The organism is Streptomyces sp. NBC_01314, assembly GCF_041435215.1.
GTDB lineage: Bacteria > Actinomycetota > Actinomycetes > Streptomycetales > Streptomycetaceae > Streptomyces.
The window spans coordinates 8,289,797-8,309,361 of sequence record NZ_CP108394.1; the positions used below are offsets into that span (position 1 = coordinate 8,289,797).

Here is a 19,565-nt window from a genome sequence, read left to right on the forward strand (position 1 = left end):
CTTCCGTGAGCAAGCGAATGCGATAGGGCCGCCGAGCCCCGCCTCCGCGCACCCTTTTCTCTTCTTCCGCATGCCCTCCTTCGGCATGCCCCTCACGGGAGTTCGCCATGTCTGTCTCCACTGTTGCCGCCGACCAGTCCGTTTGTGCCCCGCTGCCCGTTCTGGGCCGGGATGTCACCGTCCCGCTCGTCACCGGCGGGGAAGTCACCTACGCCGCCCTCGACTACGCGGCCAGCGCCCCCGCCCTGCAGCGCGTGTGGGACGACGTGGCGGCGTACGCGCCCTACTACGGCAGCGTCCACCGCGGCGCCGGCTACCTCTCCCAGCTGTCGACCGACCTCTTCGAGAACGCCCGCAGGACCGTCGCGGAGTTCCTCGACTGCCGGACCGACGACCAGCTGATCTTCACCCGCTCGACGACGGACTCCCTGAACCTCCTGGCCCAGGCACTCCCCGCCGACTGCCAGGTCTTCGTCTTCGAGACCGAGCACCACGCCTCGCTGCTGCCCTGGCGGAACGCGCGGGTGACGTACCTGGACGCGCCGCGTACGCACCAGGAGGCCGTGGCCACCCTGGAGACCGCGCTGGCCGACCGCGACCCGAACGGGCCGGCGCTGGTGTGTGTCACCGGTGCCTCCAACGTCACCGGGGAGATCTGGCCGGTGGGTGAGCTGTCCGCCGTCGCGCACGCGCACGGCGCGCGGATCGTGCTCGACGCGGCCCAGCTCGCACCCCACCACTCCGTCTCCGTAAGGGAGTTGGACGTGGACTGGGTCGCCTTCTCGGGGCACAAGCTGTACGCCCCGTTCGGGGCCGGCGTGCTCGCCGGGCGCGCCGACTGGCTGCGCGAAGCCGACCCCTACCTCGCGGGCGGCGGCGCCTCCCGCAAGGTGACCCGGCGTACGGACGGGGGCGTGGACGTCGAGTGGCACGAGACCGCCGCCCGCCACGAGGCCGGCTCGCCGAACGTCATCGGCGCCTACTCCATCGCCTCCGCCTGCAGGGCCCTCACCGAGGCCGGGTTCGACACGCTGGTCGCCAGGGAGCGGTATCTGATCGACGCCGTACGGGCCGGACTCGCCGAGGTGCCCGAGGTGCGGATCCTCTCCCTCTTCGGGGACGACGCCCCGCGCGTCGGCGTCCTCTCCTTCGTCGTCGAGGGCTGGAACAGCTCCCACTTCGCCGCCGCGCTCTCCGCCGAGTACGGCATCGGCGTACGCGACGGGCTCTTCTGCGCCCACCCCCTCGTCCGCACCCTCCTCGGCAGCGACCCGCAGACCCAGGGCGAGTGCGGCGCCCCCGAGGCCGCGCCCGGCGAGCGGTCCCTCAACGCGATCCGGGTGAGCTTCGGCGCGGGCACCCCCGACGAGCACGTGGAGCGGTTCGTGGGCGCGGTGAAGGAGCTCGTGCGGGACGGCGCGCAGTGGAACTACCGTACGGAGGACGGCCGTTGCGTCCCGGCGGTCTGACCCCGCCGCCGGACCCGGCCGCGCGGGGAGCCAGGTCCTGCCGATCGGATCAGGCCTGGGCCGCGGGGCGTGGCACGCACTCCGCCCACTGTCTGAACGGTGCCTGAACGGCGTGGGGGGACCCTGGCCGCGTTCGCGCGGGAGGTACCCCCACCGCCCCGCTCACCGGCGGTCATCAGGCGGCGCAGCCCGAAACCGGCATGATCCGAACGCCAGGCTTCAGCCGTCCAGCCCGATGGCGAAGGCGGCCTCGAGGTCGTGCTGCGAGTAGGCGCGGAACGCGACATGCGTGTCCGTCCCCAGCACCCCCGGAATCTTGCTGATGCGGCCGGGGATCACGTCCGCGAGGTCCTCGTGCTCCTTCACCCGGACCATGGCGACCAGATCGTACGTACCGGTCACGGAGAACACCTCGGTCACGGATTCGATCGCGGCGATCGACTCCGCGATCTCCGGAATCCGGTCCACGCTGGTCTTGATGAGCACGATCGCGGTGATCACGGCTGTTTCTCTCCCTCGGGGGCCGGAGCTGGGACGTTCTCTGAGGCGTCCGCTGGCGCAGTCACTCTAGCCCTACGCCCATAACGCCCCCACGCGTAGGCGAACCCCAGTCCGAACCCCACCAGATGCGCCAGATAGGCGACGCCCGGCCCCGAGGTCTGCCGCCCCGCGGCCAGCCACTGCAGGCTCACCCAGAACGGCAGGGTCACCCACGCCGGAAACCGCAGTGGGAGGAAGAGGAGGAACGGCAGGAGGCTCGTCACCCGCGCCCCGGGGAACAGGAAGAGGAACGAGCCGAGGACCGCGGAGATCGCCCCCGACGCGCCGACCAGCGACTGCGGCGACCCGGCGTGTGCCGCCGCGTACGCCACCAGCGCGAGATAGCCGCAGCCCACGTAGAAGAGGGCGAACTCCACATGACCCATGCGTTCCTCGGCCATCGCCCCGAAGACGAAGAGGAAGAGCATGTTGCCGAGGAGGTGCAGCCAGCTGCCGTGGACGAACAGTGCGGTGAGGGGGGTGAGCGCGGCGCGCGGGGTGCCGCCGAAGAGTCCGTCGGGGACGACACCCCAGCGGCGGAAGTACGCCCGCTGCGCGGCGAGCAGCTCGTCCCCGGTGCCGTACACGGGGTTGAAGCCGGCCGCCGGTCCGATCAGGAAGATCGCACAGCAGACGGCGATCAGCCCGTATGTCACCGGTGCCGACTCGTTTCGTACGGCCCGCGCGGCCGAGGTGCTCCACTTGCCGATCACTAACAGAGCATGACGTAACAGGACTCACCGGCACAGACCGCCTCGCCGCCGGTCACGGACGGCCTCGCCGCCGGGGGCAATCGGCGGCGCCGCCGCAGGCGAACGGGCGTCCGGTACCGGTCAGGCCGTAGGGTTACGAGCCATACGCACCGGTACGCCGGCGCTTCACCGAGACTGGAAGAAGGAAGAGCAGCCACGATGACGGTTCCCCTGCCGACGGACACGACCCGCTGGCGCTGCACGCTCTGTGGCAACCTCACGCGGTTCGACGTGACCCGCTCGTCGAAGGTCGTCGAGTACGTTCACCTCGATCTCGCCGGGCAGCCCAAGGTCGAGGAGCGCGACGTGGTCAGTGAGACCATCGAGTCGGTGCGCTGCCGCTGGTGCAACGCCGTGGACCAGGTGGAACTCGTGGACAGGCCGGGCGCCGGCTCCTGAGGACGGGGGTCCCCCCGCTCGAGCGAAGTCGAGAGTGGGGAGGGCCCCGCTGAGAAATGGGGTGTGACGGATGGTGGAGAGCGCAGGCGGGGGGCCGGGCGACGGTACCGCTGAGGTGCTCGACCGTCCGCTGCCCGAGGGCGTCCGCAAGCGGGTCGTGCAGATCGTCTCCGACGGCTTCGGCGGACTGACCGTCGCCGAACTGCCCGCACAGCTCAGGCAGTATGCCCGGTTCACCCCGAATCGCCGGGTGAGGTTCGCCGGGAACGCGATGGCGGCCGCCGTGGAGAGCGACACGCTGTTCAGACAGCGGATCGGGGAGCGGTTCCGGGAGGCCCACCCGGAGCTGGCCGGCGCCCTCGACACGGGCGCGCCGCCCCCGGCCGCGGATCCGCTGGACGTGGCGGCCGCGGCCTACGTGCTGCGCCCCACGGGCTGGGTGAAGCTGGTCGCCGCCGCCGGTGAGGAGGCCCTGCGGGCGGACGCCGAGCGGGTCGACGAGGAGAGCCGGGCCGAGCTGGAGCGGCTGCGGGAACAGCTCGCCGAGGCCCGCGGCCATACGAAGGCCGAGACGGAACGGCTGCGCGCGGAGCTGGAGTCGGTCAAGAAGGAGGCCGATTCGATGCACCGCAAGCTCCGGGCCGCCCTCAGCGACGTCAAGCGTGGCGAGGCCGCCCTGCGCAAGCTGCACGCCGAGATGGAGACCGTACGCGCCGAGAGCCACGCCCAGGTGTCCGCCGCCGAGAGCGAGAGCCGGCGGGTCAAGGCCCGGCTCGGTGAGGCGGAGGCCGCCCTGGAGGCCGCCCGGCGGGCCGCCCGCGAGGGCCGCAGCGTCGAGGACATGCGCGTACGGCTGCTGCTGGACACCGTGCTGGAGGCGGCCCAGGGGCTGCGGCGGGAGCTGGCGCTGCCGCCGGTCTCCGTACGGCCCGCCGAGACCGTCGACGCGGTCGAGCCGGGGCGGATGACCCCGAAGGACATCGCCGCCCGCGCGCTGTCGGAGAACGACCCGGCGATCCTGGACCAGTTGCTGGCGCTGCCGCAGGCGCATCTCGTCGTCGACGGCTACAACGTCACCAAGACCGGCTATCCGCAGATGCCGCTGGAGAAGCAGCGGCTGCGGCTCCTCGGGCAGCTCTCCCAGCTCGCCGCGCAGACCGGCGCCGAGGTCACCTGTGTCTTCGACGGGGCCGAGCTGGCCGCGCCGGTGCTGCTCGCGCCGCCGCGCGGGGTGCGGGTGCTGTTCTCCAAGCCGGGTGTCACCGCCGACGAGTTGATCCGCCAGCTGGTGCGCGCCGAGCCGCCCGGCCGGCCGGTCATCGTCGCCTCCACCGACCGTGAGGTGGCCGACGGGATCGCCAAGGCGGGGGCCCGCCCGGTGGCGTCCGTGGTGCTCCTCAAGCGTCTTTCGTGACCCTTGGGTACGGTCCGCCGCAACAGTAACGAACAGGCGCTATGACCGAATTGGCAGAAATGTTGCGCAACGTAGCGTCAACCGAGCATTACCGCATGTGCGTTGAGTGTAAATTGTGCGCCGTGGGGCGGGATTTTTCCTGTGGGGGATTTGAAGTGATCACCATTAGGTCACTAGGGTCTGGGCTCAAACCTCTGAACGGGTGATCGTCGCCGGAGTCCCCGCCGGCCGGTCGCTCACATGAAGGAGTTCACCTACCGTGGCGTCCCACCGTCGACCGAAGCAGCCGAGCCGTGCGCGTGTGACCGTGCTCACGACTGCCGCCGCCGCTGCCGTGGCCCTGAGCTCGCAGGCCGCCAACGCCGCGCCCGCGGAGAAGCCGAGCAAGGACGAGGTCAAGGCCAAGGTCCACAAGCTCTACGAGGACGCCGGGCGGGCCACCGACAAGCTCAACGGGGCCGAGGAGAAGCAGGAGAAGCTCGAGAAGGAGATCTCCGCGATCCAGGACAACGTCGCCAAGGGTCAGGAAGACCTCAACGAGCTGCGTGAGGGCATAGGCCTGGCGGCCAGCGCCCAGTACCGCTCGGGCGGCATCGACTCCTCGATCCAGCTCTTCCTCTCCGCGGACCCGGACGACTACCTGGACAAGGCCGCCACGCTCGACCAGCTGACCAGCCAGCAGGTCGAGTCGCTGAAGAAGGTCCAGGAGAAGCAGCGCACGCTCGCGCAGCAGCGCCAGGAGGCCACGGAGAAGCTGGAGGACCTCGCGGACACCCGCGAGACCCTGGCCGAGAAAAAGAAGGAAGTCCAGAGCAAGCTTGCCGCGGCGAACAAGCTCCTCAACTCCCTGACGGCCGAGGAGAAGGCCGACCTGGACGAGCAGGAGACCCGCGCCAGCCGCGACGCCGGGGAACGCGTCGACCTGGGCAACGAGGTGGCCGCCTCCGATCGCGGTGCCGCCGCTCTCGCCGCCGCCGCCACCCAGGAAGGCAAGCCGTACGTCTCCGGTGGCAGCGGCCCCAACTCCTACGACTGCTCCGGGCTGACCCAGTGGGCCTACGCCCAGGCCGGTGTGTCGATCACCCGGACCACGTACACGCAGGCGAACGACGGCCCCCGGATCGGCCGCGGCGAACTCATGCCGGGCGACCTGGTCTTCTTCAACGACCTGGGTCACGTCGGTCTCTACGCGGGCAACGGCATGGTCCTGCACGCTCCGTACCCGGGCAAGAACGTCCGCTACGAGTCGATGAGCACCATCGGCACCTTCCAGTTCGGTGTCCGCATCGGCGGATGACACCCGCACCGGCTTGAACAGGACTGATCGTCACACCGTGTGACGATCAGTTCTGTTTTTCTTCAAGATCAGGACACCGCACCGCCCGAACGGGCGAATTTCCGCACCTCGTGCTGACCCCTTTCCCCGCTGGTGACCTGGGCACCGGGCCTGAGGTCACGCTGTGTGGCCGCGGAGGTCTTTGGCCGGGACACGGTCGCGCGGCTACTGTCGGCCGCGCTTCCCTCACTCGCCGTGAGTGCACCCCGGACCGGGGTCGCCGCCGCGGACCCGAGGGAGGGCCCTGTCCACCGTCGAAGGGAGTGCGGCTTCCCGTGGTGTCCCACAGTCGCCTTGTACCGTCCGGGTTCGACCGGGGCGCTGCCGCCGCCCTCGGTGTGCTGTCCGCCGCTGCCGCCGCCCTCGGCGCCATCCCCGCCCAGTCGGCCGCCGCCGCGCCGCACGACAAGACCCGGGCCGAGGTGGACCGGCTGTACGAGGAGGCCGAGCGGGCCACCGAGGCCTACAACAAGGCCGACGAGCGCGCCGACGAGCTGCGCGACCAGGTCGGCATCGCGCAGGACTCCATCGCCCGGCAGCAGGACCGCATCAACGTCATGCGGGAGTCGCTGGGTTCGCTCGCGGGTGCCCAGTACCGCTCCGGCGGCGTCGACCCGTCGATCGCCCTGCTGTTCTCCGACGATCCGGACGACTACCTCGACACGGCAGCCGCCCTGTACCGCATCAACGCGCACCAGGCGGGCGAACTCCACGACCTCCGGCAGGCCATGCGCGACCTCTCCCAGAACCGCGCGGAGGCCGGTGGCAAGCTCGCCGAGCTGGAGAAGAGCCGCAAGGCCGTCGCCCAGCACAAGCGGGCCGTCGAGGGGAAGCTCGCGGCGGCCCGGCGGTTGCTCGACTCCCTCCCGGACGAGGAGCGCGCCGAGTACGACCGCGCCTCCCGTTCCACCGGCTCCGGCCGGACCGACATGCCCGACCTCGCCGGCGCCGCCGCCCCCAACGGCCGCGCCGCCGCCGCTGTCGCCGCCGCCCGCTCCGCCCTCGGCAAGCCGTACGTGTGGGGCTCCAGCGGCCCCGACGGCTTCGACTGCTCGGGTCTCATGGTCTGGTCGTACGGACAGGCCGGCGTGGGCCTGCCGCGTACCTCGCAGGCCCAGCGGTATGCCGGCACCCAGGTCCCGCTCTCCCAGGCCCAGCCCGGCGACCTCGTCACCTACCGGGCCGACGCCAGCCATGTCGGCATGTACGCGGGCAACGGCCAGGTCATTCACGCCCCCTACCCCGGTGCCCCGGTCCGCTACGACCCCGTCGGCATGATGCCGATCACGTCGGTCACCCGCCCCTGACCGCCGCCGGGTCCCGGCCCTCGCGGGGCGGTCGGGACCCGGGCCGCCCTGCCGTTCGGCGACACGGCCCCCGTACGATCGGGAACGTGGCTGGTCGAAGGCGCACCACGTGTGTCCGGCCCGGGGCTGTCCCGGGCCGCGGAAGTGTTCCCTCGGTGGTCGCGGTTCCCTCGGCGGTCGCGCTCGCACTCGCCCTTCTCGTCGGCTGCGGCGGCAACGCGGCGCCCGACGAGGCCCGCGCCGACGTGCGGCGGATGCTCGACCGGCGGGCCTCGGCGGTCCTGGAGCGGGACGGGACGGCGTACCGCGCCACCGAGGCGCCGGCATCCACGGTCGCTGGCCAACTGGCCACCGGGGCTGCCGAGTTCGCGAACCTCCGCAGCCTGCCGCTCTCCTCCTGGTCGTACGACCTCACCGCCTTCCACCGCTCCGGCGACCGGGCCACGGCCGAGGCGGCCCTCCGCTACCGGATACGCGGCTACGACAAGGCGCCCGTCACCGCCGTACGGACACTGACCCTCGTCCGGGACGACGACGGGGCGTGGCGGGTCGCCGCCGACGAGCCCTCGAAGGAGGGCACCGAACAGCTGTGGGAGCAGGGGCGGATTCGGGCTGTGCGCGGGGAGCGGAGCCTGGTGCTGGGGGTCGGGTGGCCGACGCAGGCCCTGCGGGAGTACGCCGGGCTGGCGGACCGGGCCGTGCCCGCCGTGACGGAGGCGTGGGGCGAGGAGTGGGCCCGGCGGGTCCTGGTCGTCGTGCCGGAGTCGCTGGAGGAGATGGCGGGGCTGCTGGGGGCGCCCGCGTCCGGGTACCGGGGGATCGCGGCGGTCACCACCGGCGAGGTGAGCCAAGTGAACGGGGCGTCCTCCGGGACAGCGGCCGGGGGAGGCACGGCGAAGGCGCCGGCGGACCGGATCGTCGTCAACCCCGACGCGTACGCCGTCCTGGGCGGCCTCGGCAAGCAGGTCGTCCTCACCCACGAGACGACCCACGTCGCCACCCGCGCCCATACCGCCGCCGCCACCCCTCTCTGGCTCTCCGAGGGCTACGCGGACTGGGTCGGCTACCGCACGACCGGCCGCACGGTCCCCGAGGTGGCCCCCGAACTGCGGCGTGCCGTCGCCGAGGGCCGGGCCCCGGCCGCCCTGCCCGCCGACTCCGACTTCGGCTTCTCCGACGACTCGGGCAAGCTCGCCCAGGCCTACGAGAGCGGCTGGCTGGCCTGCCGCCTGATCGCCGACGACTGGGGGGAGGCACGCCTCGACGCCTTCTACCGGACCGTCGGCGCACACGGGAAGCGGGCCGGGGCGGTGGAGGGCGCGCTGAAGGAGGTCCTGGGCACGACGGTCGACGAGTTCACCGAGCGGTGGCGGGAGTACGTGCGGGATCGGCTGGGCTGAGCCGCGGGGGCGGAACGGCCCGAAGGGCCGTCCAGAGGCGCGGGGAACCGCGCGAAGCCCCCACCGGCCCGCGGCCGGCGAACCGACCCGCGTGGGGTTCAGGAACCCAGTGGCTCCTTGGCGCGGGCCGGCGGATCCGGCAGCGGCGCCGGGGCGGGCCGCACCGTGTCGTGCCACAGCTCGAACGCGGCGAGCAGGGCCGCGAGGACGAGAAGGCCGTTGCGGACGAAGAGGAGGGTGACGCCCAGCGCGTCGCTGGCGACGACGTGGGCGAACCAGACCGGGAACTCCAGGACGGTCACGAAGGACGCCGCCAGAACCAGGGCGGCGGGCGGACCCATACGGCTCGCGCGGAAGCAGAGGCACACCGCGGCCAGGCCCACCAGCCACACCATGTACTGCGGGCTGATCACCCGGCTGGTGGCCGTGAACATCAGCACGGCCACGAACGCCGCGTCCGCGAGGGTGTGCGGCGCGAACCGCCGGGCCCGCACCCGCCACAGCAGCAGCCAGGCGAACGCCGTCCCGCTGAGCAGCAGGGCCGCCTTGCTGACGGTGTCGACGTGGTCGCCGAGGAACTCCACCGAGCCGTAGTTGAGCAGCACCTCGCCGTCCCAGCCGAACTGCCGGGCCACATGGAAGACGAGGGCGCCCAGCGACTCCACCTCGGTGCCCCGGTCCCGCTGGAACGTCAGGAAGGCGAAGGCGCCAGGCATGGAGACGGCGAAGAGCACAGCCACGGCGAGGCCGGTGCCCGCCGCCCACGCCCAGGCAGCGCGGTCGCGGGCGCCCAGGAGCAGCAGCGCCGGCCAGACCTTCAGCATGGCCGCGAAGGCCGTCAGCGCCCCCATCGCGCGCGGATGACGGCTCCCGGCGAGGAGGGCCCCGACGGCCACCGCCGTCACCATCACGTCGTAGCGGGCGTACGCGGTAGGGCCGAGCAGCGGCAGGCCCACCACCCACACCCAGGCACCGCGCCATGTCCTGCCGGGGCGGGCGCCCGAGTACAGGAGCAGCGCGAGCACGACCAGGTCGGCGAGGAAGGCGAGGACGAAGAACGCCGACGCGTAGTCCAGGAAGGGCAGCAGCGCGGGGGAGAGGATCGCGAGGGCGGCGGCGGGCGGGTACTGCCAGGTGACGTCGTCCAGGGGATACGTTCCTGTGCGCAGGGTCTCGTACCAGCCCTGGTAGATCACCGAGACGTCGCTGGTGACGTCCGGGCCGGGGAACACGTACACCTTGAAGACGAACAGCAGCAGGAGCAGCCGGGTGGCGCCCCAGAGCGTCAGCAGCCCGAACGGGAGCCGTCGAGAGCCCGTCATGTCCATCTGAGCCACGTGAGTCCCTGTCCGTCCCTGTCCGCCGACGTCTGTCCACGCCGCGCTGCGCGCCTGTGGGGGACATGATCCCCCGCCGGCCTGTGAAGCGGCCGTGAAGCCCGGCCGGGTCCGGTGCGGATGTGCCCGTGGCGCTGTGGATGTGCCTGGGGGCGGCGGGCCGACGCCGGTTCGGTAGGGTCGGCGGCGATGGACAAGACCCTGATCGTGACCAACGACTTCCCGCCCCGGCCCGGCGGTATCCAGGCCTTTCTGCACAACATGGCGCTACGGCTGGACCCCGAGCGGATCGTCGTCTACGCCTCGACGTGGAAGTTTAGCCGGGAGGGCGTCGAGGCGACGGCCGCCTTCGACGACGAGCAGCCCTTCACCGTCGTACGCGACCGGACGACCATGCTGCTGCCGACGCCCCTCGTCACCCGCCGCGCGGTCTCGCTGCTGCGGGAGCACGGCTGTACGTCGGTGTGGTTCGGCGCGGCGGCCCCGCTGGGCCTGATGGCCCCCGCGCTGCGCCGGGCGGGCGCGAAGCGGCTGGTGGCCACCACGCACGGCCACGAGGCGGGCTGGGCGCAACTGCCCGCCGCCCGGCAGCTGCTGCGGCGGATCGGCGAGGGCACGGACACGATCACCTACCTGGGCGAGTACACGCGCTCCCGGATCACCACGGCTCTCACGCCGGGCGCGGCCGGGCGCATGGTCCAGTTGCCGCCCGGCGTCGACGAGAAGACCTTCCACCCCGGCTCCGGCGGCGCGGAGGTCCGGGCCCGGCTGGGGCTCACCGACCGGCCGGTCGTCGTCTGCGTCTCCCGGCTCGTGCCCCGCAAGGGGCAGGACACGCTGATCCGGGCGATGCCCGGAATCCTGGCCAAGGAGCCGGACGCGGTGCTGCTGATCGTCGGCGGCGGACCGTACGAGAAGGAGCTGCGCCGGCTCGCCCACGAGACGAGGGTCGCCGGGTCCGTCCGTTTCACCGGCGCCGTCCCCTGGTCCGAGCTGCCCGCCCACTACGGCGCCGGTGACGTCTTCGCCATGCCGTGCCGCACCCGCCGGGGCGGGCTGGACGTCGAGGGACTGGGGATCGTCTACCTGGAGGCCTCCGCGACCGGACTGCCCGTCGTCGCGGGCGACTCCGGCGGCGCCCCCGACGCCGTGCTCGACGGCGAGACCGGCTGGGTCGTACGAGGCGACTCCCCGACGGACGCCGCCGAACGCCTCGTCGCCCTCCTCGGCGACTCTGAGCTGCGGGGACGCATGGGACAGCGGGGACGGGAGTGGGTCGAGGAGAAATGGCGCTGGGACCTGTTGGCAGAAAATTTGAAATCGTTGCTGTAGGCCCGTGCGGGGCGCGGGGAACTGCGCGACCAGCCACAAGACGACCGGAAGTCGCCTTTTAGGAGCACCCGGCACCCCAGTAAGGGGCGTCCTGCCCGGCGGAGCCCCTAGCCGGAGCCCGAAAATCCGCACATGCTGCGCACATGACAGCAAAACTGATGCAGCGTCAGCTGACGAGACGTCACATACTTGGTATGGCCGCCCTGCAGACGGCGGCCACCCTCGGCCTCACCCGCATCGGCCTCCAGTCCGCCCGGGCGGCCGAGCCCGACGCGGTCGACAACGCCCCCGCCATCGTCATCGGCTCGGGCTACGGCGCCGCCGTCGCCGCCCTCCGGCTCGGCCAGGCCGGCATCCGCACCCTCGTCCTGGAGATGGGCAAGGCCTGGAACACCCCGGGCTCCGACGGGAAGATCTTCTGTTCGACCAAGGAGCCGGACGACCGGTCCATGTGGTTCAGGACCCGGACCGAGGCCCCGCTCGCCACCTTCCTCTGGCTGGACGTCGTCAACCAGGACATCAACCCCTACCCCGGAGTCCTGGACCGCGTCCGCTACGCCAACATGTCGGTCTTCCTGGGGCGCGGCGTCGGCGGCGGCTCCCTGGTCAACGGCAGCATGGCCGTCACCCCTCTCCAGTCGTACTTCGCCGAGCAGTTCCCGGCCGTCGACACCACCGAGATGTACTCCACGTACTTCCCGCGCGCCCGCGCCATGCTCGGCGTCAACACCATCGACCCCGCGTGGTTCGAGTCCACGGAGTGGTACCGCTTCAGCCGGATCTCCCGGGCCCACGCCGAGAAGGCCGGCCTGCGGACCACCTTCGTGCCGAGCGTCTACGACTTCGACTACATGCGGCGCGAGGCGGCCGGCACCGCGACCAGATCGGCCCTTGCCGGAGAGGTCATCTACGGCAACAACCACGGGAAGAAGAGCCTCGACAAGACGTACCTCGCCGCCGCCCTCGGCACCGGCAACGTCACCATCCACACCATGGAACGGGCCAGGGGCATCCGCCGGCTGAGCGACGGGACGTACGTCGTCACCGTCGACCGTATCGACGGCACGGGCACGGTCGTCGAGACCAAGGAGTACGGCTGCACCTACCTGTTCCTCGGCGCCGGCAGCGTCGGCACCACCGAACTCCTCGTCCGCGCGCGGGCGAAGGGCACCCTCCCCGCGCTGGACGCCAGCGTCGGCGCCGGCTGGGGCTCGAACGGCAACGTGATGCTCGGACGGGCCAACCATCTGTGGGACACCGTCGGGGCGAACCAGTCGACCATGCCGGTCATGGGCATCGACGACTGGGCCAACACCGCCAACCCCGTCTTCGCCGAGATCGCCCCGCTGCCCACCGGCCTCGAACACTGGGTCAGCCTCTATCTGGCGATCACCAAGAACCCGGAGCGCGCCTCCTTCACCTACGACACCGCGAGCGACTCGGCGAAGCTCGGCTGGAGCGCCGCCCAGAGCGCGGTCTCCTCCTCCATGGCCAAGAAGCTCTTCGACCGGATCAACGCGGCCAACAGCACGATCTACCGGTCCGACCTGTTCGGCTCGTCCAACAAGGTGTTCGCCGACGACTTCACGTACCACCCGCTGGGCGGCTGCGTACTGGGGAAGGCGACCGACAACTACGGGAGGGTGAAGGGGTATTCGAAGCTGTACGTCACCGACGGCTCGCTGGTGCCCGGCTCGATCGGGGTGAACCCGTTCGTCACGATCACCGCGCTCGCCGAACGCACGATGGCGCGGGTCCTCGTGGAGGACGCCGCGCCATGACCGTCGTACGTGTGTGACTACTTCCGGTGACTACTTCTTCTGGTAGATCGCCTCGATCTCGTCCGCGTAGTCCTTCGCCACCACGTTCCGCTTGAGCTTCAGGGACGGCGTCAGGTGGCCCGACTCCTCCGTGAACTGGGAGGACAGAATGCGGAACTTCCGCACCGATTCCGCCTTCGACACCGCGGCGTTGCCGTCGTCGATCGCGGCCTGCACGGCCGCGGTCAGATCGGCGTCCGCGCCCAGCGACGCCGCGGTGGAGCCCGCCGGCTTGCCGTGCTCGGCGGCCCAACGGCCCAGGAACTCCTCGTCGATGGTGACCAGCGCGCCCACGAAGGGCCGCCCGTCGCCCACCACCATGCACTCCGCGACCAGGGCGTGCGCCCGGATCCGGTCCTCGATCACGGCCGGGGCGACGTTCTTGCCGCCCGCGGTGACGATGATCTCCTTCTTGCGGCCGGTGATGCTGAGGTAGCCGTCCTCGTCGAGGGTGCCGATGTCACCGGTGTGGAACCAGCCGTCGGCCAGCGCCTCCTCGGTCGCGCCCGGGTTGTTCCAGTAGCCCTGGAACAGGTGCTCGCCGTGCAGCAGCACCTCCCCGTCGTCCGCGATCCGGATGACGGAACCCGGCAGCGGCTGCCCGACCGTACCGATCTTCTGCCGGTCCCAGGGGTTGAACGCGGTGGCCGCGCAGGACTCCGTCAGGCCGTAGCCCTCCAGGACCGTGAAGCCGATCCCGCGGAAGAAGTGGCCCAGGCGCTCGCCCAGCGGCGCGCCGCCCGAGATCGCGTACTCGCCCTTGCCGCCGAGCACCGTGCGCAGCTTGCTGTAGACGAGCCTGTCGAACACCTTGTGCTTGATCTTCAGGCCGAGGGCCGGGCCCGACGCGGTGTCCAGCGCCCTGCTGTACGCGATCGCCGTGTCCGCGGCCTTGTCGAAGATCTTGCCCTTGCCGTCCGCCTGCGCCTTGGCCCGCGCCGAGTTGTAGACCTTCTCGAACACGCGCGGCACGCCGAGGATCAGCGTCGGCCGGAAGGAGGCCAGCTCGTCGGTGAGGTTCTTGATGTCCGGTACGGTGCCCAGCTTGATCGGCGCCATCATCGGCGCGACCTGCACGAGCCGCCCGAAGACGTGCGCGAGCGGGAGGAAGAGCAGCACCGAGCACTCGCCCGTACGGAACAGGGGCCGCAGCCGCTCCACCACGTTCCCGCACTCGGCGAAGAAGCTGCGGTGGGTGAGGACGCACCCCTTCGGGCGGCCGGTGGTGCCGGAGGTGTAGACGATGGTCGCCGGGTCGTCGGCCTTGGCCATCGAGCTGCGTTCCTCGACGGCCTCGTCGGTGACGCCCTGGCCGAGTCGGCCCAGCTCCTCCACACCGCCGCCCTCGATCTGCCACAGGTGCTTCAGCGCGGGCAGCCGGTCGCGCACCGACTCGACGGTGGCCGAGTGCCCGTCCAGCTCCACGATCATGGCGGTCGCGCCCGAGTCGGCGAGGATCCACTGCACCTGCTCCGGCGAGCTGGTCTCGTACACCGGCACGGTCACGGCGCCGGCCGTCCAGATCGCGAAGTCCAGCAGGGTCCACTCGTACCGGGTACGGGACATCAGCGCGACCCGGTCGCCCGGCTGGACCCCGGCGGCGATGAACCCCTTCGCGGCCGTCCGCACCTCGGTGAGGAACTGGACGGCGTCGACGTCCTGCCAGACGCCGTCCACCTTGCGGGCGATGACGGCGACATCGGGATGCTGCGCGGCGTTTCTACGGACGATGTCCGTCAGATTGCCGTCCGTCGGGACCTCGTACAAAGCCGGAAGGCTGAACTCGCGCAAGACTGCTGCTCCTCATAGGGCGCCGGCGCCACGACTCTGTGTGCTGCGACGGTGCGGTCCAAGGCCGGGAGAGCGCTCAGGTCCCCTTTTGGTTCTTCGGTTCCTACTGGTTGAAAACCTGAGCACAACTGGACTGCCCGGACGTTACCCGTCGGTATGGCCTCTACGCGAGGGGGGTCGGGCGAGATGTTCTTCGCGTCACACATGTGGGGTTCTCCCGGGAAGAATAATCCCCTCACTTGCCGACTGGCCAGTAACCGCACGTCCGATCGGCTCTGTTCACGTATGCCACACACGCCTACGCTTGATCGCCATGGCACGCACACCGGGCGGTAACGACAGGACGCGCATTCACGTGGTCAGCGACGTGCACGGCAACGCACGCGACCTGGCCGCAGCGGGTGAGGGCGCCGACGCCCTGGTGTGTCTGGGTGACCTGGTCCTCTTCCTCGACTACGCCGACCACTCCCGCGGCATCTTCCCGGACCTGTTCGGCGCCGCGAACGCCACCCGGCTCGTCGAACTGCGCACCGCCCGCCGCTTCGAGGAGGCGCGCGAACTCGGGGTCCGGCTGTGGGCGGGCGTGGGGGAGGAGCGCTCCGCAGTGATCGAGAAGGCCGTCCGCAAACAGTACGCCGAGATGTTCGCGGCCTTCCCCACGCCTACGTACGCCACGTACGGCAATGTCGATATGCCGAGACTGTGGCCCGAGTACGCGGGCCCGGGGACGACCGTGCTGGACGGCGAACGGGTGGAGATCGGCGGCTGGGTCTTCGGCTTCGTGGGCGGCGGACTCCGTACCCCCATGCGAACGCCGTACGAGATCAGCGACGAGGAGTACGCGGCGAAGATCGAGGCGGTCGGAGAGGTGGACGTGCTGTGCACGCACATCCCCCCGGAGGTTCCCGAGCTGGTGTACGACACGGTGGCGCGCCGCTTCGAGCGGGGGAGCCGGGCGCTGCTGGAGGCGATCCGGAGGACCCGGCCCCGGTACTCGCTGTTCGGGCATGTCCACCAGCCGTTGGCGCGCCGGATGCGGATCGGGGCGACCGAGTGTGTGAACGTGGGGCACTTCGCGGGGACCGGGAAGCCGTGGGCGCTGGAATGGTGAGCCTCCGTAAGCGGTAGCCTTCACGCTGCACAGACGTGCGCACCCACCTCCCTCACCGGACAGTCTCTGGAGGAGCCACCGCGATGGCGGAATTCACCAGTTCGAGCATCACGATCGAGGCTGCGGCGGCCGAGGTCATGGGCGTGATCGCCGACTTCGCCCGCTACCCGGACTGGACGGGCGAGGTGAAGGAGGCGGAGGTGCTGAAGAGCGACGGTCAGGGCCGCGCCGAACAGGTCCGGCTCGTCATGGACGCGGGCGCGATCAAGGACGACCAGACCCTCGCGTACACCTGGACCGGGACGAACGAGGTGTCCTGGACGCTGGTCAAGTCCCAGATGCTGCGGTCGCTCGACGGGTCGTACATCCTGAAGCCCGTCGGTGACTCGGTCACCGAGGTGACGTACCAGCTGACTGTCGACGTCAAGATCCCGATGCTCGGCATGATCAAGCGCAAGGCGGAGAAGGTCATCATCGACCGCGCGCTGGCGGGGCTGAAGAAGCGGGTGGAATCGGGCGTTTAGGCCTCCGAGCCGCTGTCCTGGCTGCGGGCAGCCGGGCAGCCGGGCAGCCGTGCCGCTGGGCCGCTGGGCGATGGGGTCCCTCCCGCGCCCTGTCAGCGCCGGTGGGCGCCTCCCTGCCGCCCGGCCCCGGCTCCGGGTGCCTGGGCGGCGGAGGGAAGGGTCCCGCTGGGTTACCGTTCACCCTCATGCGCACCATCCTGATCACCGGGCAAGGCGGCAGCGGCCGTACGACGGTCGCCGCGGCCACGGCCGTCGAGGCTGCCCGCGAGGGCGTGCGGACGCTCGTGCTGAGCGCGGACCCGGTCGACAGCCTGGGGGCGGTGCTCGGGGTGGCGACCGGGGCGGAACCCGTGCGGGTCACGCCGGAGCTCACCGCGTGGCGGCCCGACGCGGCGGAGCGCTTCCGGGATGATCTCGTCGCCTTCCAGGAGCGGGCCACGTCCGTGCTCGCTCTGCTGGGGGCGGCCCGGCTGGACGCCGAGGAACTCACACCCCTGCCCGGCGCCGAGGAGCTCGCCCTGCTGCGTGCGTTGCGCGACGCCGCGCTGTCGGAGGCGTACGACCTGCTCGTCGTCGATCTGCCGCCCGCCCCGCAGGCACTCGCCCTGCTCGGTCTCCCCGAGGAACTCCGCCGGTATCTGCGGCGGCTCCTGCCGCCCGAGCGGCAGGCGGCCCGTGCGCTGCGGCCGGTCCTGGGGCGGCTCGCCGGGGTGCCGATGCCCGCCGAGTGGCTGTTCGAGACGGCCGCCCGGTGGGACGTCGAACTGGCCGCCGTCGCGGCGGTCGTCGAGGACCCGGGGACAAGTGTGCGGCTGGTCGCCGAGCCGGGCCCGGCCGGCGCCGACCATGTGCGCCTCGCGAGCGTCGGACTCGCCCTGCGGGCCCTGCCCGTGGACATGCTGATCGCCAACCGCGTCCTGCCCGAGGGCACGCACGACGCCTGGCTCGCCGGCCTCGTCGCCCAGCAGCGCAAGGCGTTGGCGGAATGGGAGGAGGCCCCTTCGGTACCCGGGGCCCGGCCCGTACGGGGCGTCGCCCACCTCGGCCACGACCCCCGCGGCGACGACGACCTCGCCGCCCTGCACGTCCCCGGTGCGGGTGACGTTCCCGCCCGCGTCGAGTGGACCGTCACCGACAACCTCGGGGACGAGGGCGTGCTCGTGTGGCACATCCCGCTGCCCGGCGCGATACGGGACGAGCTGGATCTCGTCCGGCGCGGCGACGAGTTGGTCGTCACGGCCGGGCAGTTCCGCCGTATTGTTCCGCTGCCGTCGGCACTGCGCCGCTGCACGGTCGACGGCGCGGCCCTGCGCGACGGCGAGCTGAGGATCCGTTTCGCGCCGGACCCGCGGTTGTGGCCCCGGACACGGTGAACGCCATACGCCCGTTCGGGTAACGTCGAAGGTACGAACCGTAGGCAGGAGCCCGCCATGAGCGAAGAGCGCCCCACGTCCGACGCCGGTCGTCAGGACGCGGCCGAGGAGGCGCGGTCGGCCGAGCAGACCCGCGCGACCGACCGGGTGCGTGTGACCGACCGGGTGCGCGCGACCGACTCCGACGCCTGGGCGACCGCGTGCGAGGAGGACCTCGTCGCGGAGAAGGCCCGCCGCCGGGCGAAGTACGGCCCGCCGCCGGGCTCGGCCGCCGAGGAACTGCGCAAGCTGGTCGACACCGTCGCGGAGAAGCTGTCCGGGCTGCAGTCGCCGTTGCTCGGCGCGGTCGCCGGGGGCGCGGCCCAGCAGATGGTCAACCAGGTCGTCCGACAGGCCAAGGCCGCCGTCGAACCCGTCATCGAACGCAACCCGGACGTCTTCGACCATCTGGCCTCCGCCGGCGGCGAACTGCTCGCCGCGTACCGCTCCGCCGTCGAGGCCCAGGAGCGACGCTGGACGAACCGGGACACCGCCCACCGGGAAGACCGCGATCAGGGCGACGATCCGGGCCCCGGAGAGCGCATCGACCTGGACTGACGCCGGGCGCGTCCGCCCGGCGGACGCCGGGAGTCCCTGGGCGGGGCCTCGGGTACGGTTGGCCGTAGCGGGGCTCGACCGAAACTGAGGGATTCATGGGACTCACCATCGGCGTCGATATCGGCGGTACCAAGATCGCGGCCGGTGTGGTCGACGAGGAAGGCAACATCCTCTCGACCCACAAGGTGCCGACCCCGGGCACGCCCGAGGCGATCGTGGACGCCATCGCCGCCGCCGTCGAGGGCGCGCGAGCCGGACACGAGATCGTCGGTGTCGGCATCGGCGCGGCCGGTTACGTCAACCGGGAGCGGTCGACGGTCTACTTCGCCCCCAACATCGACTGGCGCAACGAGCCGCTCAAGGAGAAGGTCGAAGCCCGCGTGGGCCTGCCGGTCGTCGTGGAGAACGACGCCAACGCCGCCGCGTGGGGCGAATACAAGTTCGGCGCCGGCAAGGGCCACCGCAACGTCATCTGCATCACCCTCGGCACCGGCCTCGGCGGCGGCATCATCATCGGCAACAAGCTGCGCCGCGGCCACTACGGCGTCGCCGCCGAGTTCGGCCACATCCGCGTGGTTCCCGACGGGCTGCAGTGCGGCTGTGGCTCGCAGGGCTGCTGGGAGCAGTACGCGTCGGGCCGGGCGCTCGTCCGCTACGCCAAGCAGCGCGCCAACGCCACCCCCGAGAACGCCGAACTCCTCCTCGGCCTCGGCGACGGCACGCCCGACGGCATCGAGGGCAAGCACATCTCCATGGCCGCCCGCCAGGGCGACCCCGTGGCCGTCGACTCCTACCGCGAACTCGCCCGCTGGGCCGGCGCCGGCCTCGCCGACCTCGCCTCCCTCTTCGACCCGTCGGCGTTCATCGTGGGCGGCGGCCTGTCGGACGAGGGCGAACTGGTCCTCGACCCGATCCGCAAGTCCTACAAGCGCTGGCTCGTGGGCGGCAACTGGCGCCCGGTGGCCGAGGTCATCGCCGCCCAACTGGGCAACGAGGCGGGCCTGGTGGGCGCGGCAGACCTGGCGAGAGAACCCGACCCGATCATGTAGACACCGGCCGCCGT

Annotated in this window: 17 protein-coding genes; 13 read left to right on the forward strand and 4 right to left on the reverse strand. The window is 71.5% G+C overall.

What is annotated here, in order from left to right; all coding sequences use genetic code 11:
- Positions 1–107 precede the first annotated feature (107 nt).
- Positions 108–1,469, forward strand: coding sequence for an aminotransferase class V-fold PLP-dependent enzyme (locus OG622_RS36395; protein ID WP_371580876.1), 1,362 nt, complete (start codon positions 108–110; stop codon positions 1,467–1,469).
- Between the two features lie 219 nt (positions 1,470–1,688).
- Here OG622_RS36395 and OG622_RS36400 read toward each other — a convergent pair whose 3' ends face one another.
- Positions 1,689–1,970, reverse strand: a complete 282-nt coding sequence (locus OG622_RS36400) for an Lrp/AsnC family transcriptional regulator (protein WP_037693480.1) — start codon at positions 1,968–1,970, stop codon at positions 1,689–1,691.
- Positions 1,967–2,722, reverse strand: a complete 756-nt coding sequence (locus OG622_RS36405) for a rhomboid family intramembrane serine protease (RefSeq protein WP_371580877.1) — start codon at positions 2,720–2,722, stop codon at positions 1,967–1,969. Before OG622_RS36405 ends, OG622_RS36400 begins: the two co-directional genes overlap by 4 nt.
- Before the next feature lie 198 nt (positions 2,723–2,920).
- Here OG622_RS36405 and OG622_RS36410 point away from each other — a divergent pair, with 198 nt between their 5' ends.
- From OG622_RS36410 to OG622_RS36430, 5 genes are all read left to right on the forward strand, one after another.
- Positions 2,921–3,160, forward strand: coding sequence for a hypothetical protein (locus tag OG622_RS36410; RefSeq protein WP_037693477.1), 240 nt, complete (start codon positions 2,921–2,923; stop codon positions 3,158–3,160).
- 70 nt (positions 3,161–3,230) lie between these two features.
- Entirely contained in the window at positions 3,231–4,574 is a 1,344-nt protein-coding gene (locus OG622_RS36415; RefSeq protein ID WP_371580878.1) for an NYN domain-containing protein, read from the forward strand.
- 301 nt (positions 4,575–4,875) lie between these two features.
- A complete protein-coding gene (locus OG622_RS36420; RefSeq protein WP_371584332.1) occupies positions 4,876–5,871 on the forward strand; it encodes an NlpC/P60 family protein in 996 nt (331 codons plus the stop codon).
- Between the two features lie 314 nt (positions 5,872–6,185).
- Entirely contained in the window at positions 6,186–7,217 is a 1,032-nt protein-coding gene (locus OG622_RS36425) for an NlpC/P60 family protein (RefSeq protein WP_371580879.1), read from the forward strand.
- 155 nt (positions 7,218–7,372) lie between these two features.
- Positions 7,373–8,617 carry a hypothetical protein gene (locus OG622_RS36430; protein ID WP_371580880.1) on the forward strand — a complete coding sequence of 415 codons (1,245 nt, stop codon included), beginning with the start codon at positions 7,373–7,375 and terminating at the stop codon, positions 8,615–8,617.
- Positions 8,618–8,715: 98 nt separating this feature from the next.
- Here the strand turns inward: OG622_RS36430 and OG622_RS36435 are convergent, their stop codons facing one another.
- Entirely contained in the window at positions 8,716–9,945 is a 1,230-nt protein-coding gene (locus OG622_RS36435) for a glycosyltransferase 87 family protein (protein WP_371584333.1), read from the reverse strand.
- Positions 9,946–10,143: 198 nt separating this feature from the next.
- Here OG622_RS36435 and OG622_RS36440 point away from each other — a divergent pair, with 198 nt between their 5' ends.
- Together OG622_RS36440 and OG622_RS36445 are read left to right on the forward strand one after the other, a co-directional pair.
- Positions 10,144–11,286 (forward strand): glycosyltransferase family 4 protein, encoded by a 1,143-nt coding sequence (locus OG622_RS36440; RefSeq protein ID WP_371580881.1) that lies wholly within the window; start codon positions 10,144–10,146, stop codon positions 11,284–11,286.
- A gap of 194 nt (positions 11,287–11,480) precedes the next feature.
- Positions 11,481–13,067, forward strand: coding sequence for a GMC oxidoreductase (locus OG622_RS36445; RefSeq protein ID WP_371580882.1), 1,587 nt, complete (start codon positions 11,481–11,483; stop codon positions 13,065–13,067).
- Positions 13,068–13,097: 30 nt separating this feature from the next.
- Here OG622_RS36445 and OG622_RS36450 read toward each other — a convergent pair whose 3' ends face one another.
- Positions 13,098–14,897: a long-chain fatty acid--CoA ligase gene (locus OG622_RS36450; protein WP_371580883.1), complete on the reverse strand. Its 1,800-nt coding sequence runs from the start codon at positions 14,895–14,897 to the stop codon at positions 13,098–13,100.
- A 313-nt stretch (positions 14,898–15,210) separates the two neighbouring features.
- On the opposite strand from OG622_RS36450, the gene OG622_RS36455 reads away from it, so the two are divergent.
- The 5 genes from OG622_RS36455 (at position 15,211) to OG622_RS36475 (ending at position 19,551) form a co-directional block, all read left to right on the forward strand.
- Positions 15,211–16,008 (forward strand): metallophosphoesterase, encoded by a 798-nt coding sequence (locus OG622_RS36455; RefSeq protein WP_371580884.1) that lies wholly within the window; start codon positions 15,211–15,213, stop codon positions 16,006–16,008.
- Between the two features lie 83 nt (positions 16,009–16,091).
- Positions 16,092–16,532 (forward strand): SRPBCC family protein, encoded by a 441-nt coding sequence (locus OG622_RS36460; RefSeq protein ID WP_371580885.1) that lies wholly within the window; start codon positions 16,092–16,094, stop codon positions 16,530–16,532.
- 185 nt (positions 16,533–16,717) lie between these two features.
- Complete coding sequence (locus tag OG622_RS36465; RefSeq protein ID WP_371580886.1) at positions 16,718–17,905, forward strand: ArsA family ATPase; 1,188 nt, start codon at positions 16,718–16,720, stop codon at positions 17,903–17,905.
- 57 nt (positions 17,906–17,962) lie between these two features.
- A complete protein-coding gene (locus OG622_RS36470; protein WP_371580887.1) occupies positions 17,963–18,502 on the forward strand; it encodes a DUF5304 domain-containing protein in 540 nt (179 codons plus the stop codon).
- A gap of 95 nt (positions 18,503–18,597) precedes the next feature.
- Entirely contained in the window at positions 18,598–19,551 is a 954-nt protein-coding gene (locus OG622_RS36475) for an ROK family glucokinase (protein WP_371580888.1), read from the forward strand.
- Positions 19,552–19,565 lie beyond the last annotated feature (14 nt).